Genomic DNA, 14,386 nt, shown 5'->3' on the forward strand with positions numbered 1-14,386 from the left:
CCTTGTTTCAGGCGGTTCCCCGTGAACTGCAACCAAAATTGGAGAACACGATGAGTGAACAAATCGTACACGTCAGCGACGCGTCCTTCGAAGACGAAGTACTGAAATCCGACCTGCCGGTGCTGGTGGACTTCTGGGCCGAGTGGTGTGGCCCCTGCAAAATGATTGCGCCGGTGCTGGATGAAATCGCCGCTGAGTACGACGGCAAGCTGAAAGTCTGCAAGGTGGACGTGGATGCTAACCCGGATGTGCCGCAAAAATTCGGCATTCGCGGTATCCCCACCCTGATCGTGTTCAAAAACGGCAACGCCGAGGCCACCAAGGTCGGCGCCCTGTCCAAATCCCAGCTGACGGATTTCGTTCAGGAAGCCATCTGACGCTGCCGGCCGGGCCCGCCCCACGGGCCCGGCCAACCTGCCCAAACACTGTGGAGCGTGCGCCAAAACACGCCGCGGCCCACACGCAAAAAGCTGTAGACGGGTCTACCGGGGCATGCTACATTGCCTCCCGTTGCACCCTTCCGTGCCAATAATAAATCCGCTACTCACGTAATTTTTACTGCTTGGAATCGCCTGGACCTCCATCCGGAGCTGTGCCAACCGGCACGTCGATTCGTAGCGCCTTACCTTTCCCGAATTCAAAAATCACTCCTATTCCCTATGAATCTGACTGACCTCAAGACCAAATCCACCCAGGAACTGATCGATATTGCCAAAGAGATCGGACTGGAAAACATGGCCCGCTCGCGCAAGCAGGACATTATCTTTGCCATCCTGAAGCGCCACGCCAAGAGCGGTGAGGACATCTACGGAGACGGAGTACTGGAAATCCTGCAGGACGGCTTCGGCTTCCTGCGCAGCGCAGACAGCTCCTACCTGGCCGGCCCCGACGACATCTACGTGTCCCCCAGCCAGATCCGCCGCTTCAACCTGCGCACCGGCGACACCATCTCCGGCAAGATCCGCCCCCCAAAAGACTCCGAGCGCTACTTCGCCCTGCTCAAAGTCGGCGAGATCAACTTCAACAAGCCCGAGAACGCCAAGCACAAAATCCTCTTCGAAAACCTCACTCCCCTGTTCCCCGACCAACGCCTGGCGCTGGAAAAGGGCAACGGCAGCTCGGAAGACCTTACCGGCCGGGTGATCGACCTGGTGGCACCCATCGGCAAGGGCCAGCGCGGCCTGTTGGTGGCCCCGCCCAAGGCCGGCAAGACCATCATGATGCAGAACATCGCCCAGGCGATTATCAGCAACAACCCCGAGTGCTACATCATTGTGCTGCTGATCGACGAGCGCCCGGAGGAAGTGACCGAAATGCAGCGCTCCGTGGGTGCCCGTGGCGCCGAGGTGGTGGCCTCCACCTTCGACGAGCCGCCGGCGCGCCACGTTCAGGTGGCCGACATGGTGATCGAAAAGGCCAAGCGCCTGGTGGAGCACAAGCGCGACGTGGTGATCCTGCTGGACTCCATCACCCGCCTGGCCCGCGCCTTCAACACCGTGGTGCCCAGCTCCGGCAAGGTGCTGACCGGTGGTGTGGACGCCCACGCCCTGGAGCGCCCCAAGCGCTTCTTCGGCGCCGCCCGTAACATCGAGGAAGGCGGCAGCCTGTCCATCATCGCCACCGCCCTGATCGACACCGGCTCCAAAATGGACGAAGTGATCTACGAGGAGTTCAAGGGCACCGGCAACATGGAATTGCACCTGGATCGCAAAATCGCCGAGAAGCGCGTGTACCCGGCCATCAACATTCGCCGCTCCGGCACCCGCCGCGAAGAACTGCTCACCGGCGAGGAAGAACTGCAGCGCATGTGGATTCTGCGCAAGCTGCTGCACGGCATGGAAGACCTGCCGGCGGTGGAGTTCCTGCTGGACAAACTGCGCGACACCAAGACCAACGACGAATTCTTCCTGTCGATGAAGCGCAAGTAAGCACACACCGTGCCCGCGCAAGCGGGCATCCATTGCACCCCTTCCCGCCAGGGGTTACTGTCCCCTGCTCTGATCGAGAAAGGCCGGACGACAGTGAACTACTCCGATCTCCGCAGCTTTATCGCCATGCTGGAACAGCGTGGCGAGCTGAAGCGCATTCGCACCGAAGTTGACCCTCACCTGGAGATGACCGAAATCGCCGACCGCACCCTGCGCGCCGGCGGCCCCGCCCTGCTGTTTGAAAACCCCAAGGGTTACAGTACACCTGTACTGGCCAACCTGTTTGGCACCGAACAGCGGGTGGCCCTGGGCATGGGGGCAGAGAGCGTGGATGCCCTGCGCGAGATTGGCGAGATTCTCGCCTACCTGCGCCAGCCCGACCCGCCCAAGGGCATGCGCGACGCCTGGGACAAGGCCCCGCTGCTCAAGCAGGTGCTGAACATGGGGCCCAAACTGGTGCGCAACCCGGCCTGCCAGTACCACGTGAAGGAAGGCGACGCCGTCGACCTGTACCAGCTGCCCATCCAGACCTGCTGGCCGGATGACGCCGCACCACTGGTAACCTGGCCGCTGGTGATCACCCGCGGGCCGCAAAAGGAGCGCCAGAACCTGGGCATTTACCGCATGCAGTTGATCGGCAAGAACAAGCTGATCATGCGCTGGCTGTCGCACCGCGGCGGCGCGCTGGATTACCGCGACTGGCAACTCAAGCACCCGGGGAAACGCTACCCGGTGGCGGTGGCCCTTGGCGCAGACCCGGCCACCACCCTGGGCGCGGTAACGCCGGTGCCGGATTCGCTGTCGGAATACGCCTTTGCCGGCCTGCTGCGCGGCGGCAAGACGGAAGTGGCCGAGTGCTACACCCCCCTGTGCCGGGAGCACGGCCTGCAGGTGCCGGCAACGGCCGAGTACATTCTGGAGGGCTACCTGGAGCCGGGGGAACTCGCCGACGAAGGCCCCTTTGGCGACCACACCGGCTATTACAACGAGGTGGAGCGCTTTCCGGTGTTTACCGTGGAGGCCATCACCCACCGCGAGAGCCCCATTTACCACAGCACCTACACCGGCCGCCCGCCGGATGAACCGGCAGTGCTGGGGCTGGCGCTGAACGAGGTTTTTGTGCCCATCCTGCGCAAGCAGTTCCCGGAGATTACCGACTTTTACCTGCCCGCCGAGGGCTGCTCCTACCGCATGGCCATTGTCACCATGCGCAAGGAGTACCCGGGGCACGCCAAGCGGGTGATGCTGGGGGTGTGGTCCTTCCTGCGCCAGTTCATGTACACCAAGTTCGTGATTGTCACCGACGACGACGTGAACGCACGCGACTGGAAGGACGTGATCTGGGCCATGACCACCCGCATGGACCCGCGCCGGGACTGCACCTTCATCGACGACTCGCCCATCGACTACCTGGACTTCGCCTCGCCGGTGTCGGGCCTGGGCTCCAAGATCGGCATGGACGCCACCAACAAGTGGCCGGGGGAAACCACCCGCGAATGGGGCCGCCCCATTGTGATGGACGACGCCGTCAAGGCACGGGTGGACACCATCTGGGATGAACTGGGCATTGCTGCCCCGTCGTCAAATCCGTAGCGCAAGCGCCTCCCGCGCCTGGCGGGCAAGGTCTTCGCGAAAGTCCGGGTGGGCGATGGCCAGCAGGGCCGAGGCCCGCTCCTGCAGCGAGCGCCCGCGCATCTGTGCCATGCCATACTCCGTCACCACGTAGTCCACCTGGGCGCGGGTGGTGACCACCCCGGCGCCGGTAGCCAGGCTCGGCACCAGTCGCGAAATGCTGCCGCCGCGGGCGGTACTGGGCAGGGCGATGATCGACTTGCCGCCTTCGGAATGGGCGGCGCCAAGCACAAAGTCCACCTGGCCTCCCACCCCGGAGTAAATCCGGTGGCCGATGGAATCGGCGCACACCTGACCGGTCAGGTCGATCTGGATCGCGCTGTTGATGGAGGTGACCCGCTTGTTGCGGGCGATGGTGACCGGGCTGTTCACAAACTCCACATCCAGAAAGGCGACCTCGGGGTTGTCGTCCACAAAGTCATAGAGGGCAGGGCTGCCCATGGCGAAGGTGGTGACCACCCGCCCCCGCCCGATTTTCTTGCGGCTGTTGGTAATCACCCCCCGCTGCAACAGCCCCAGCACACCGTCGGAGAACATTTCCGTGTGCACGCCCAGGTCGCGGTGGCTGCCAAGGCAGGCCAGGGCGGCATCCGGGATGCTGCCAATCCCCATCTGCAGGCAGGCGCCGTCTTCCACCAGGGTCGCCACCCGGGCGCCGATCTCCCGGTCGATCTCACCTGGCTCGTGCACCTCGTGGTAGATCAGGGGCGAGGCCTCGCGATAGGCAACGTCAATGGCGTCGATGTGAACAAAGCTGTCGCCGAGGGTGCGCGGCACGTTGGGGTTCACATGGGCGATGATGCGATCGGCCACCTCGCAGGCCGCCGCGGTGACCTCCACCGACACGCCCAGGGAGCAGTTGCCGTGCCGGTCGGGTTCCGACACCTGGATCAGGGCGACATTCACCGGCTGTTCACCGCGGCGCATCAGGCGCGGAATTTCCGACAGGAAGATTGGCACGTAATCCGCCAGCCCCTGGTTGATGAGGTCGCGGGTTTCACGACCAGCAAAAAAGCAGCGGCAGCGCAGGTGGCCATCCAGCGCCGGGTCGGCCAGGGCGGTGGCGTGTTCGAGGTGCAGTTGCAGCAGGGTGAGGTTGTCGCACTGGCGGGCGTGCTGGGCCAGGGCGTCCAGCAGCACCAGCGGCGTGGCGGCCATGGAGTGGCTCCAGATGACATCCCCGGAGCGGATACCGCTGACGGCTTCAGCGGCCGATTCTACCCAACGCGTCATGCGCTTCCCCCGGCGCTATGGCCTGCTGACTGCCCACGGCCGCGCCGCGGGCCGGTGCTTGACCAAGGCGTTCCTATCTAAGGCACCTATCTCAAAGCCTATCTCAAAAGCCCAACTAAGGCGCCTGCCTGAAGAGACTAGCTCAGGAGACGGCCTCAGGAACCTGCCGTCAGGCGCTTGGGCGCGGCGCGCTCCGGCATCGGCAGCTCCGGCAGTTTGACATCCCGCAGCAGGCCCTCTTCAAAGTAACGGGCGCTGACAGTGGGCTCGCCCAGCGCACCCAGCAGCCGCCCCAATTCGGCGCACACCTCGGGGGTGTGGCGCAGCTGGTAGCTGGCCTCCAGGTAATCACGCGCCTTGCCCCACAGTTCGTTGCGCGCCGACAGGCGGCCAAGGCACAGCAGGAGCTGGGCGTCTTCGCGGTGCTCCGCCAGCCAACCCTCGGCCTGGGCCAGCTGCCGGGAGGGATTGTCGCTGTGCACGAAAGCGTACAGGCGGGCCAGTTCGCTGTCCCAATCCTGCTTGAGGGCCCGCAGGCAGACCTTCTCCGCGGCGGCGTGGGCATCCTGGGTAATCAGCAGGGCCACGTAGGCCCGCAGCAGATCGCGGTCGCGCTTCCACGGGGCCGGCAGGCTCTGCCAACGCTCGTGCAGGGCATCGGCGGCGCCATCGGCCCGGGCGGCGCTGTATTGCAGGCGGCGCAGGTGCACCGTGCGCTCCAGGCTTTCCAACTCGTCGCTGGGCATCACCTTGTGCCGGGCCAGGTCCGGCAGCAGGGCGGCCAGGCTGTCCCAGTCGTCCAGGCCGCGGTAGGCCTGGCACAGCAGCTTGAGCACATGGGGGTGTTTGGCTGCGTTGCGCCGCGCGCGCACCAGGGTGGCGGCGGCCTGCTCGTACTGGCCGGCATCCAGCTTCATCTCCGCCTGGGTCAGCTCCACGGCGATGCCGGCCTCGGCGTCGGAACGCTCGGCGGCACCGAGGTATTCGCGCACTTTTTCACTGTCTCCCAGCCGGTAGCTGGCGCGGGCCGCCACCAGGTAATTGATCAGCGGGGCGTCGTTGTGGCTGGCGCCGCGCAGCAGCTGGCGGCGGGCCTTCTGCCAGTTGCCCTCGATAAAGGCGATCAGGCCGCGGTTGGTCAGGCGGGCCGCCTGGCGCGATTTGCGCGCGCCCATCCAGTGGGCCACCGAATGCTGGCCGCTGATGAGCTTGCGCAGCAGGCGCAGCGCAAAATAGAGCACCAGCACCACTACCAGCAGCAATACCAAACCCACCCAGAGGCTGGTTTCCAGCGTGTAGTTGCCGTAGGCCAGCAGCACATAACCCGGGTCGGTCTCGATCACTGCCACCACACCCACCCCCAGCAGGAGGGCGAGTAATATCAACACGAAGGCGCGGCGCATAGCCTATTGCCCCGCCACGGCGGCGCTGTCGGCGTCTGCCTTGCGCTGTTCAATGGCCTGCTCCAGCGCGCGCAGCGAGGCGCCGATGTCGGGCAGGTCCACAGTCACGGTTTCGTCGGCCAGTTGCTGCAGCTCGGCATTCAGGGCGCGGGAGGCCTCAGCGTCGGATTCGGCAAACTGCTCCACCCAGTGGCGGGCCCGCAACAGGCTCTCCCGGTACAGGCGCGCGTTGCCGGACAGCAGGGCCACCTGGGCCTGCTCGATTAGCATGCGCAGGTTCTGCCGCACCAGGCCCTCCCACTGCGGGTCCATCAGGGCCTGCATGGGCACATCGCGGCGGCGAATGATGATGTAGTCAGACAGCTTCTGCAGCGCAGCCTGATAACCCTGGCGCAGGCGCTCGCGCCAACTGTCGGCGGGCGCCTCCTGCAGGCGCTGCTCCGCCTCTGGCAGCTCGAAGATGGCAAGGCCCGCAGCCTGCTCGGCCAGTGCGGACAGGCGCAGGTACAAACCCTCGGTATCCAGCACCGGCACCGCGCGCAGGACGGCCAGTTCCGAAGCAATGGCGGCCCTGGTCGCGTGCAGGCGGGTATCGTCCAGCTGGCGCAGGATGCTGTCGGCGCTGCGCAGCAGGGCGCGGGCCGATTCGGTGTCGCCGGTCATGATCAGGCGCTGGTTGGCCAGGCGCAGCAGGTATTCCGCTTCCGCCAGCAGCCAGCCCTCACGGTCGGTGGCGTTGTAGCGGGCCAGTTCCTCGCCCTGGCTTTCCACCCGGTCGGTAATGGCCGCCAGTTGCTGCGACAGGTCGCGCAGGCTGTCGGCCTGCCGTGCCAGTTGGGGCTCTAGCGTGGCCAGCTGGCCGCGCAGCTCGCCCTGCAGCTGGCCCTTGAGGTTGTCGTTAAACTGGCGGATCTGGGCCTGCTGTTCGCCGGCGTCCATGACCTCCCGCTCGGTGACGGATTCCAGCAGCGCCAGGCGATCCACCAGGGCCGATTCGCGGCGCTGGGCCTCCAGCACCACCCAGGCGCAGGCGCCGGCCAGCGCCAGTACCAGCAGCAATACAAAGGTGGCCAGCAGCGGAAAGCCCCTGTTCGGGGCGCTCTGCAGGGCCTGCTCGAACTGGTCGCTTGCGGCGGATTCCGGTGTCGGCGCCGGTGCTTGCTCTTTTATTGGCGCCTGCGCTGGCTCGGGTGGAGATTCCGGCGCTGTTTTATCGTTGTCCTTGTCGCTCACTCACATTTCTCCAGTCTCTTGCCGCCACACATCCAGGGCTTCGAGCATGGCAGGGTCGGAGGCGTTGGCTGCCACCCGTACTTGCTCCAGCCCCGCGGCACGGGCCTGTTGCGCCACCCGTTGGGAGGGCACGATGAAAGTAGTCTGCCACAACTTGGCGGATTCTTCCGCACTCAGCAGGCCAAGCAGATTGGCCAGGCCCTCGCCGCTGCTGATCAGCAGCACATCCGGCCGCCATTGTGCCAGGCGCCCGGCCATGGCCCCCGCGGGCAGGGTGATGGGCAATCGCCGGTAACAGGCCAGCTGGTCGACCCTGGCGCCGCGGCGCTGCAATTCATCACGCAACAGCTCGCGCCCGCCCTCGCCCTTGACGATCAGGGCGCGCTGACCGCCAAGCTCGCGCAGCGCGGCCAGGCGCAGCAGGCCCTCGCTGTTCATCTCGTCCCCGGGCAGTTGCGCGTGGATGCCAAAGCCCGCCAGGGCCCGCGCCGTGCCCGCGCCCACGGCGTACCAGTTCACCCCCACCGGCCACTGGGGCCAGTAGTCCTCCAGCCAGGGCAGGGCAAAGCGCACGGCATTGCCGCTGATGAAAATCACATGCTGGTACAGGTCGAGATCAAGCACGCACTGGCGCGCCGCGGGCGCCAGTTCGGGCAGGCCCTGCAAGTCGATGAGTGGCTGGTGATACACGCGCAGGCCGCGCTGGCGCAGCGCGTTGCACAGGGCCTGCGCCTGCCCTTCGGGGCGGGTGACCAGCACCGCCCGGGCAGCCATACCGCTAGCGGCCATAGACCTCCGCCAGAATGTCCCCGGCGCCCTGGCTCAGCAGATCTTCCGCCACGGCAATGCCAAGCGCCTCGGCCTGGGCGGCGGGCGCCCGCGCTTCTGCGCGCAGCAACAGGGAGCCATCCGGGCGCCCCACCCGCCCGCGCAGCCACAGGGTATCGCCCTCCAGTTCGGCATAGCAGGCAATGGGCACCTGGCAGCCCCCTTCCAGGCGGCGGTTGAGCGCCCGCTCGGCGCTGACGCACAGGGCAGTCGGTTCGTGATGCAGCGGCCGCAGCAGGGCCAGGGTGTCGCTGTCGGCGCTGCGCAGCTCAATACCCACTGCGCCCTGGCCGCCCGCGGGCAGTGACAGGCCGTGTGGTATGCGCTGGCGAATGCGCTCGCCCAGTTCCAGCCGCAGCAGGCCGGCGGTGGCCAGAATGATCGCGTCGTACTCGCCCGCATCCAGCTTGCGCAGGCGGGTTTGCACGTTGCCGCGCAGGAACTTCACCTGCAAATCCGGCCGCTGCTGACGCAGCTGGCACTCCCGGCGCAGGCTGGAGGTGCCCACCACAGCGCCTGCCGGCAGGCTGTCCAGCGTGTCGAAATGATTGCTGACAAAGGCGTCGGAAGGGTCTTCCCGCTCGCAGATCACACCCAGCATCAGGCCTTCGGGAAAGGTCATCGGCACATCCTTCATGGAGTGCACGGCAATGTCGGCGGAGCCATCCAGCAGGGCCGTTTCCAGTTCCTTGACGAACAGACCCTTGCCGCCCACCTTCGACAGCGGCACATCCAGCAACTGATCGCCGCGCGACGTCATGCCCAGCAGCTCCACCGCCAACCCCGGGTGCGCGCACTGCAGGGCATCGCGCACGTACTCCGCCTGCCACAGGGCCAGCAGGGATTCTCGGGTGGCAATGGTCAGGCGGCGTTGCATGTCAGGTGTTCCCGTTACAAAGCCCGCATGATAACAGTCGCCCAGGCCTTCAGCGAATGGGCGGGGGAGCGGCGCCATACTGCTACAGACAACGTTCGCAACGTGTTCTTCGCAGGGTTGCAATCACCGCTGCGATTATCCAGGCCAGCGGCGTTCGCCGTAAACTGCACTATCTCACCTGTTTACGACTTTCGGGACACCCAGTAGTCAGGGCGGCGATGAAGATGAGCAATCGCCACAATTACAATTTCAGCTTGCTGCGGATCGTAATGATAGATAATTCCGTGCGGGAATTTGGCAATCAGACAGCGTCGTGTTCCCGGGCTGAAGAGTTGGTATGCAACCGGGAATTGGCGAATACGTGAAATAGCACGGAGCATCTCACTGCGAAACCTGTCTCCAAGACCGGTCTGCTCCAATTCGTAGTGGGTCACCGCCTCGTCAAACTCGACTTGCGCGAGCTTGAGAAGTTTTACTTCCACTTCAAGACGTCTTGAAGATATCCGCCAGGGATATGGCGGGCTCTCGACCGCTTTTGTACGCCGACAATCTGGATTCGGCTTCTGAAGCCCAAACGGCATCCAGTTCCGCGTCCGGCTTGTCCAGGCTCAGGAGTATCTGCTCAGCGACCACCGCCCGCTCCCGAGCAGGGAGCTCAAGCGCTTGATCTAAAACACTATTTGTTGTGGCGTCTAACATATCCCCAACTTCGTCCGTTGAGACTCGCACGCTAGGGTAGCGCTGCGCACTACCCGAGTAAACACAACGCCCCCCGCCTACCGCTTCAGCAGGCGCTCTTTAACGGCCGCCAAATGCCGGCGGCTGACGGCCGGGCGCTGGTCGATGCCGTCGAGCTCCACGCACCAGCCATCGCTGTCGCGGGCGAGGCGGCGCACGTAGGGCAGGGCGACGAGGGCGTTGCGGTGTACGCGCAGGAAGCGCTCGCCGAATTCCTGCTCCAGGTCTTTCAGGGCATCCGGTAGCAGCAGTTCGCGCTGGGGGGCGTAGGCGGTGACGTATTTCTGCTCGGCGAGAAAGCAGCGGATATCCGCCACGGGCAGGGTTTCCAGGCCGCGGTGGCCCTGGCTGCTGACCTGGCTGCGCCCGGCATTGGCATCGTCCCGGAGGGCTGCCACCTGGGCGCGGTTGATGCGCCCGGCCTGGTCGAGCGCCCGCTCCAGCTCCGCCTCGCGCACGGGCTTTAGCAGGTAGGCCACGGCCTGGTGGCGCAGGGCGTCCAGGGCGTATTCGTCGTAGGCGGTGCAAAAAATGACGGCGGGCGGGTGCTGCTGCTCGGCCAGCTCTGCCGCCAGCGCCAGCCCGCCGCGCCCCGGCATGCGCACATCCAGTAGCAACAGCTCGGCGTCGAAGGTTTGCAGCACGGCCTGGGCTGCCTCGGCGCTGTCGGCACTGCGGCACTCGGCCTGCGGCCGCACGCGCTGCAGCAGGCGCTGCAGGCGCTCCCTGGCCAGCGGCTCGTCGTCCACGATCAGCACTTTCATGCGCCCGCCTCCGCCGCGGCGCGGCAGGGGTAGTGCAATTGCACGTGGAAGGCCCCCGCCTCGCGCTGCCAGGCGAGCCCCGCCGCCTCGCCGTACTGGCTGCGCAGGCGCTGGCTGATGTTGTCGAGGGCAATACGCAGGCCGCCGCCGGCCTCCTCCGGTGGTACGGGGTTGCACACCCGGGCCTGCAGTTCGCCCTTGTGGCAAGCGATGGCCACGTCAATGCGGCCGCCTTCGGGCAGGCGGGCAATGCCGTGATACACGGCGTTTTCCACCAGCGGCTGTAGCACCAGGCTGGGCATGGGCAGTGCGCGGGCCTCATCGTCTACCTGCCAGGCCACCTGCAGGCGTTCGCCCAGGCGCAGCTGTTCAATACCGAGGTAAATCTCGCACAGGCGGATTTCGTCGGCCACGGTGAGGAGGTCGCTGGCGTCCCGCAGGCTGGTGCGAAACAGCTCGGCCAAATCTTCCACCGCCCGCTCGGCGGCCTCGGGGCGGGTTTCGATCAGGCTGGCAATGCTGTTGAGGGTGTTGAACAGGAAGTGGGGGCGAATGCGGGCGCGCAGGGCGTCGACCCGGGCCTGCAGCTCCGACCGCTCGCGCAGCCGCAGCTGCTGCTGCAAGAAGAAGTAGCGCAAGGCCACACCGGCAACCACCAGCGCCACCAGCAGGTTGCGCAGCAGGGTCCAGCCGTCCACCCGGCCGGGTTGCGACAGGGGGTAAACCCAGGTGCTGGCCAGTGTGCTGAAGGCCGTCACCAGCAGCACCAGCAGCAGGCTGCACAGGGTGGCGGTGACAATGCCAAACCGGGAGAAGGGCCCGCGCAGCAGGCACAGCAGGGCGGTGCTGAGCAGCACCACCCACTGCACAAACAGGGAGGCGGTGCCCAGCAGGTTCCAGTCAAACTGCGGCAGGCCCGCCTCCACCAGCGTGTACACCAGCACCAGCAGCTGGGCCAGCAGCACGATGACAAACACCTGCCGCGCGCCGCACAGGTCGGGGATGAAGAACTCCCCCGGACTGCCCCCGCCGTCACTCCCCTGCCGTGCTCGCCCCGCCGTGCCAGGCTGCATGCTTGCGCTCCCCCTGATTATTAGCTGGTATACTTGCATCCCGCTTTCGCACGGACAAGTGCGATCACACCGCGCCGCGGCGCGCCACAGCCAACCACGCAGGATTCAAGGGCAGCATGAGCAAGGATCAGGACACCAGCAAACTGTGGGGCGGCCGCTTCACGGAAGCCACCGACAGCTTTGTACAGCGCTTTACCGCCTCGGTCACCTTCGACCAGCGCATGGCCGAAGAGGATATCGAGGGCTCCCTGGCCCACGCCGCCATGCTGTGCGAGGTGGGCGTGCTGAGCCGCGATGAGCTGACCCAGATTCAGGACGGCCTCGGCCAGATTCGCAAGGAAATTGCCGAGGGCAACTTTGCCTGGTCTGTGGAGCTGGAAGATGTGCACATGAACATCGAGTCGCGCCTGACCCAGCTGATTGGCATCACCGGCAAGAAGCTGCACACCGGGCGCTCGCGCAACGACCAGGTGGCCACCGATATCCGCCTGTACCTGCGCAAGGCCATCGACGCCATCAGCGCGGAGCTGTCGCGCCTGCAGCTGGGCACCATTGGCCTTGCGGCCCAGCACGCACACACGGTGATGCCCGGCTTCACCCATTTGCAGACCGCCCAGCCGGTGGCCTTTGGCCACCATCTGCTGGCCTGGAACGAGATGCTGGAGCGCGACTACGGCCGCCTGCAGGACTGCCGCGCGCGGCTGAACCAGTCGCCGCTGGGGGCCGCCGCCCTGGCCGGCACCACCTATCCCATCCGCCGCGAGCTGACCGCCGCCGCCCTGGGTTTTGACAAGCCCACCGAGAACTCACTGGACTCCGTGTCCGACCGCGACTTCGCCATTGAATTCTGCAGCTTTGCCGCCCTGCTGCTGACCCACCTGTCGCGCATGAGCGAGGAGCTGGTGCTGTGGACCTCGGCCCAGTTCAACTTTATCGAGCTGCCGGATCGCTTCTGCACGGGATCGTCCATCATGCCGCAGAAGAAGAACCCCGACGTGCCGGAGCTGGTGCGCGGCAAGACCGGCCGCGTGAACGGCCACCTGATCTCCCTGCTGACCCTGATGAAAAGCCAGCCGCTGGCCTACAACAAGGACAACCAGGAAGACAAGGAGCCCCTGTTCGACACAGTGGACACGGTGCTGGATTGCCTGCGCGCCTTTGCCGACATGGTGCCGGCTATCCGCCCGCGCGCCGAGGCGATGCGTGAGGCCGCCCGCCGCGGGTTTTCCACCGCCACCGACCTGGCGGACTACCTGGTGCGCAAGGGCCTGCCCTTTCGCGATGCCCACGAGGTGGTGGGCAAGGCCGTGGCCCACGGCGTGGCCAGCGGGCTGGACCTGGCCGAGATGTCACTGGATACCCTGCGGGGCTTTAGCAGCGATATCAGCGAAGACGTATTCGACGTGCTGACCCTGGAGGGCTCACTGGCGGCCCGGGATCATCTGGGCGGCACCGCCCCGGCCCAGGTCAGCGCCGCCGCCGAGCGCGCCCGGGCGCGGGTCGAGGCCAGGGCAGCAGCAAACGCCTGACCTGCCGCCGCTGCCACACCACTGGCTACAACAGCGGCCAGCGCCCGGCCTAGCGGGGCCGGTAGCGCAGATCCAACTGGAACACCACGTCCGGTGCGGTTTCCACCGCGATATCCTCAATCACCGTGACATCCAGGGCCCAGGTCGGGTCCGGCTGCCAGCGCAGGCCGGCGCTCAACAGCATGGCAGTGCTGCCAAGGGCGTCGATATCGCTGTCCAGCGGCGCGGCGTGGGCATCCAGCTGGCCCAGCAGGCGCCAGTGCCCGGCAAAGCGCCAGCTCAGGGCAGTGCCGGCAAACCACAGGTCGCGCTCCTGCCGCGGCCCCAGCATGGCCACCTCCCCCGCCCGCAGGTAGCCGGCCTGGGCGTGCCAGTCCAAAGGCAGGCCGGCCAGACCCGCGCCGCTGGCGCGCAGGGCGGCGTACACATCGCCCTCGCCACTGCCGGTAAAATCCCCGGCGTCGCCACTGCCGAATTTGTAGCCCGCCGCCAGCGACACGGTGGCCCCCTGGCTGTGGTAAACCGCGTGCTGCAGGGCCAGGGTGGCATCCCCCAGGCCGCTGCTGTCGTCGCGCAGGGCAAAGCGCAGGGCCGGGTCGGCGTAGCGGTAATCGAGCACATCGCCCGGGGCCTCGCCGCGCCCGCCATCGGGCATGCCCCAGAAGTCGTGCCAGCCGTCAATGGCGCTGTCCAGGAAGCCGCCATCCTGGCGCAGCCAGGGCAGCTCCAGTTGCAACTCCCAGTCCGGGGCGAAGGCGTAGCGCAGCTCCAGCGCCAGGCGCTGGGTTTCACCGTCAAGATTGAGCGCCTCTGCGCTGGCGCGGTCGCGCACGTAGTGGCTGGCAAGGCTGCCGTGCAGGGCAAACTGCCAGCTGCCGGCCTCGCCCACCGCGGCGCTGCGCTGGCTGGGCAGGCCCGCAAGGCCCGCCACCGGGCTCAGGTTCTTGACGTAGAGCGGCTCTTCACCGACTAACGACACCCCCTTCGGGGGCGTAGCGGAAAAAGTGGCAGCTGATGTGGCAGCGGTAGTGGCAGCCTTAGCGGCAAAGCAAGTGCCGGCAAAACAGGCCGCCAAAAGGGTGCCCGCGGCCGCGGCGCAACAGGGTCGGGCCATGCAATATTCACCTTCGTTTCCCCAGAGATGCCGA

At 66.2% G+C, this 14,386-nt stretch carries 14 protein-coding genes; 4 read left to right on the forward strand and 10 right to left on the reverse strand.

The genetic code is table 11. The annotated features are described in order from the left end of the window. Positions 1-50 precede the first annotated feature (50 nt). From trxA to ubiD, 3 genes are all read left to right on the forward strand, one after another. Positions 51-377 (forward strand): thioredoxin TrxA, encoded by a 327-nt coding sequence (gene trxA / locus DDZ17_RS14495; RefSeq protein WP_116367665.1) that lies wholly within the window; start codon positions 51-53, stop codon positions 375-377. A 282-nt stretch (positions 378-659) separates the two neighbouring features. Further along, a complete protein-coding gene (gene rho, locus DDZ17_RS14500; RefSeq protein ID WP_116367666.1) occupies positions 660-1,928 on the forward strand; it encodes a transcription termination factor Rho in 1,269 nt (422 codons plus the stop codon). A gap of 93 nt (positions 1,929-2,021) precedes the next feature. Beyond that, entirely contained in the window at positions 2,022-3,521 is a 1,500-nt protein-coding gene (ubiD, locus tag DDZ17_RS14505; RefSeq protein WP_116367667.1) for a 4-hydroxy-3-polyprenylbenzoate decarboxylase, read from the forward strand. Here the strand turns inward: ubiD and DDZ17_RS14510 are convergent. The 9 genes from DDZ17_RS14510 to DDZ17_RS14550 all read right to left on the reverse strand — a co-directional run bounded on the left by DDZ17_RS14510 (position 3,510) and on the right by DDZ17_RS14550 (position 11,709). After that, positions 3,510-4,793: an acetyl-CoA hydrolase/transferase family protein gene (locus DDZ17_RS14510; protein ID WP_116367668.1), complete on the reverse strand. Its 1,284-nt coding sequence runs from the start codon at positions 4,791-4,793 to the stop codon at positions 3,510-3,512. The two genes, ubiD and DDZ17_RS14510, sit on opposite strands and share 12 nt — an antisense overlap. A 155-nt stretch (positions 4,794-4,948) precedes the next feature. Continuing rightward, the gene (locus DDZ17_RS14515; RefSeq protein ID WP_116367669.1) at positions 4,949-6,196 is read right to left on the reverse strand and encodes a heme biosynthesis HemY N-terminal domain-containing protein; all 1,248 of its coding nucleotides are present in this window, start codon (positions 6,194-6,196) and stop codon (positions 4,949-4,951) included. A gap of 3 nt (positions 6,197-6,199) precedes the next feature. Then, a complete protein-coding gene (locus DDZ17_RS14520; protein WP_116367670.1) occupies positions 6,200-7,429 on the reverse strand; it encodes a uroporphyrinogen-III C-methyltransferase in 1,230 nt (409 codons plus the stop codon). Continuing rightward, positions 7,430-8,218 carry a uroporphyrinogen-III synthase gene (locus DDZ17_RS14525; protein ID WP_116367671.1) on the reverse strand — a complete coding sequence of 263 codons (789 nt, stop codon included), beginning with the start codon at positions 8,216-8,218 and terminating at the stop codon, positions 7,430-7,432. Further along, entirely contained in the window at positions 8,208-9,134 is a 927-nt protein-coding gene (hemC, locus tag DDZ17_RS14530; RefSeq protein ID WP_116367672.1) for a hydroxymethylbilane synthase, read from the reverse strand. The genes DDZ17_RS14525 and hemC overlap by 11 nt, the downstream gene beginning before the upstream one ends. Before the next feature lie 182 nt (positions 9,135-9,316). Continuing rightward, positions 9,317-9,616, reverse strand: a complete 300-nt coding sequence (locus DDZ17_RS14535) for a type II toxin-antitoxin system RelE/ParE family toxin (protein WP_116367673.1) — start codon at positions 9,614-9,616, stop codon at positions 9,317-9,319. Between the two features lies 1 nt (position 9,617). Further along, on the reverse strand, positions 9,618-9,833 hold the full coding sequence (locus DDZ17_RS23035; RefSeq protein ID WP_116367674.1) for an addiction module protein: 216 nt from the start codon (positions 9,831-9,833) through the stop codon (positions 9,618-9,620). A gap of 77 nt (positions 9,834-9,910) precedes the next feature. Then, on the reverse strand, positions 9,911-10,636 hold the full coding sequence (locus DDZ17_RS14545) for a LytR/AlgR family response regulator transcription factor (protein WP_116367675.1): 726 nt from the start codon (positions 10,634-10,636) through the stop codon (positions 9,911-9,913). Beyond that, complete coding sequence (locus tag DDZ17_RS14550) at positions 10,633-11,709, reverse strand: sensor histidine kinase (RefSeq protein ID WP_157976659.1); 1,077 nt, start codon at positions 11,707-11,709, stop codon at positions 10,633-10,635. The genes DDZ17_RS14545 and DDZ17_RS14550 overlap by 4 nt, the downstream gene beginning before the upstream one ends. Before the next feature lie 116 nt (positions 11,710-11,825). Between DDZ17_RS14550 and argH the strand changes: the two genes are divergently transcribed. After that, entirely contained in the window at positions 11,826-13,238 is a 1,413-nt protein-coding gene (gene argH, locus DDZ17_RS14555; protein ID WP_116367677.1) for an argininosuccinate lyase, read from the forward strand. 49 nt (positions 13,239-13,287) lie between these two features. Here the strand turns inward: argH and DDZ17_RS14560 are convergent, their stop codons facing one another. Then, positions 13,288-14,352: a DUF3187 family protein gene (locus tag DDZ17_RS14560; RefSeq protein WP_116367678.1), complete on the reverse strand. Its 1,065-nt coding sequence runs from the start codon at positions 14,350-14,352 to the stop codon at positions 13,288-13,290. Positions 14,353-14,386 lie beyond the last annotated feature (34 nt).

Origin of the sequence: Parahaliea mediterranea (genome assembly GCF_003402235.1) — a bacterium.
GTDB classification, from domain to species: domain Bacteria; phylum Pseudomonadota; class Gammaproteobacteria; order Pseudomonadales; family Halieaceae; genus Parahaliea; species Parahaliea mediterranea.